We start from the raw sequence: 2167 nt of genomic DNA, 5'->3' as shown, positions 1-2167 counted from the left end.
TGTAAATCCTCCTGGCTTCCTCAAAAGCTGCCTCCAATACCTTGGGGTCAAACTGGACTTCTTGCATAATTCCCTACCTCCTTAAATTTAGTAATTTCATAGTATCTGACAATATGATGGATGTAAAGCGTTCCATCGTCATATGTCAACCATAGTACATTGACAATAAATGGACAGCAGGGCAAGGCACGCAAAGAGGATGGCATTTCCTTGATTCTATAAATTTATTGGAGGTAGATGGAATTTTGCACCCCTTTAAACTGGGACCGCTCACAACAAACAGTAGCAGATAAATACACGTTAGGGCGGAGTTTGCATGCTGAATACCCGTTAAAAAGTGGGCAGTCTGCCTATGTCAAGATGGATTAACGTAAGCACCATATTTTAGGCCCCATGGTGGCTCTGAAAATTTACAAAAATTTATGGTGTTGTTTTCACGTTAGCCCTAGTCCAAGTCATTGACATTTATTGGAATGATTCTTTTATCTTCCCAGTTAAGGGCTACGCAGGTTGAGAGCTTGCCAAGTTTTGCGAGATCAGTCAAAATGCGACCAAGATCCTCGATAGATCTGGCAATAATCTCGATGCAATAATCGTTTTCACCGGTTATGCTCCAATAACGCAATACTTCTGGTATTGCGCTTATCTCTCCTAATATACGCAAATCCGGGTTATTGAAACTGGTATACATATATGCAAGCGCCCTTATCGGATAGCCGACTTTTTTATGATCAACAAAGGCGCCGTATCCCATTATTACCCCTGCGTCCTCCAGCTTTCTTACTCTCTCGATCACGGATGGCGCTGAGAGCCCTACCCTTTTGGCCAATTCTCTAAAAGAAATTCTTCCGTTCTGTTGCAATTCATCCAATATTTTCTTGTCAATTTCGTCAATGATTATTTTTTTCTTAACGTTTGTCATATTTTTCCTCCAATATATTAACATATATTTATATTCTGCTGACACTTCTATATAAATATAACATATTTTTTAGCATTATGTTACATGTGTCATGGCACAGATCCAATTTATCATGTATATGTGATTATAAACAATAGTGCTATCACTAAAAAGGAGGAATTTTTGTGAGATCATGGGGAGCACAGTCTGAAGTTGGGAAGCTTGAAAAGGTACTTGTAAAAAAACCCCAAGAGGCATACCGCGATCAGGCAACGCTGGATGCCAATTGGAAAGACCTTGGATATACGGGGCCTATTGACTTCTCCAGAGCTATCGAAGAATACGCATGTTTTTTTGAGATAATCAAAAGCCATGTCAAAGAGGTATTTACTCTCCCTGCCGACGAGGCTACCGGCCCTGATTCCATATACACGAGGGATAGCTGCATGATTACCGATGACGGAGCCATTCTTTTCAACATGGGAAAACCGCAGCGTTCCGGTGAAGCGGCTGCCGCAGGCAGATTTTTCGATGAAATTGGCCTTCCGATTCTTGGGTGGATTCAGGGAGAGGGCACAATGGAAGGTGGCGACATGGCCTGGCTTGACCCGGAAACCCTTGCCGTAGGAATCAGTTATAGGACAAATACCGAAGGGATCTTGCAGCTTAAACAGTTTGCCCAAGGGAAATTTACCGTTTTAGATTATCCGATTCCCCATTGGAATGGCCCGGCGGAATGTCTCCATTTAATGTCCTTCATAAGCCCCGTAGATCACAGGAAGGCCGTTGTCTATTCGAAACAAATGCCCGTTACTTTCCGCAAGGAACTGATCCGTCGGGGTTTTACCTTGATCGAAGTTCCCGATGAAGAATATGACACCATGGCCTGTAATGTCCTTGCATTAGAGCCGGGATTGGTTCTCATGATCAAGGGCAACCCCATCACGAGGGATCGAATGAGAAAGGCTGGCCTAGAAGTTTTGGAATTTCCGGGCACGGAGATATGCTGGAAAGGCGGCGGCGGACCTACTTGCCTCACACGCCCCCTTCTCAGGCAGTATTAATTAAAAGGAGATAGATCGTCATGGTGTCATTTGGTTGTCAATCCATGATCGCACCGCTTCGATCGTTGCTCCTAATACATCCTCTTCGTCTAAATTGAGGCGCTATGGTGCTGAAGTTTATGAATACCCCGGAGAAAATATTTCCCTTTGCGGCACAGGAGGCCCTACATGTCTTACCAGGCCTTTATTTAGATGTTGGTAG

At 43.7% G+C, this 2167-nt stretch carries 3 protein-coding genes; 2 read left to right on the top strand and 1 reads right to left on the bottom strand.

The window, feature by feature from the left end; genetic code table 11:
* Nucleotides 1–445: 445 nt before the first annotated feature.
* Entirely contained in the window at nucleotides 446–922 is a 477-nt protein-coding gene (locus tag Q7P41_RS04415) for an Lrp/AsnC family transcriptional regulator (protein WP_303882435.1), read from the bottom strand.
* 164 nt (nucleotides 923–1086) lie between these two features.
* Here Q7P41_RS04415 and Q7P41_RS04410 point away from each other — a divergent pair, with 164 nt between their 5' ends.
* Together Q7P41_RS04410 and Q7P41_RS12705 are read left to right on the top strand one after the other, a co-directional pair.
* A complete protein-coding gene (locus tag Q7P41_RS04410) occupies nucleotides 1087–1965 on the top strand; it encodes a dimethylarginine dimethylaminohydrolase family protein (protein ID WP_303882432.1) in 879 nt (292 codons plus the stop codon).
* A gap of 34 nt (nucleotides 1966–1999) precedes the next feature.
* Nucleotides 2000–2167 carry a hypothetical protein gene (locus Q7P41_RS12705; RefSeq protein WP_369693134.1) on the top strand — a complete coding sequence of 56 codons (168 nt, stop codon included), beginning with the start codon at nucleotides 2000–2002 and terminating at the stop codon, nucleotides 2165–2167.

The sequence above is a fragment of the Acetomicrobium mobile genome (assembly GCF_937920065.1).
Note: the sequence above shows the minus strand (reverse complement) of the source record. Positions and strands in the feature narration are given on the sequence as shown.

Coding starts and splice junctions, on each gene's coding strand:
- Q7P41_RS04415 (WP_303882435.1), bottom strand. CDS start 922: ATGACAAACGTTAAGAAAAAAATAATCATTGACGAAATTGACAAGAAA.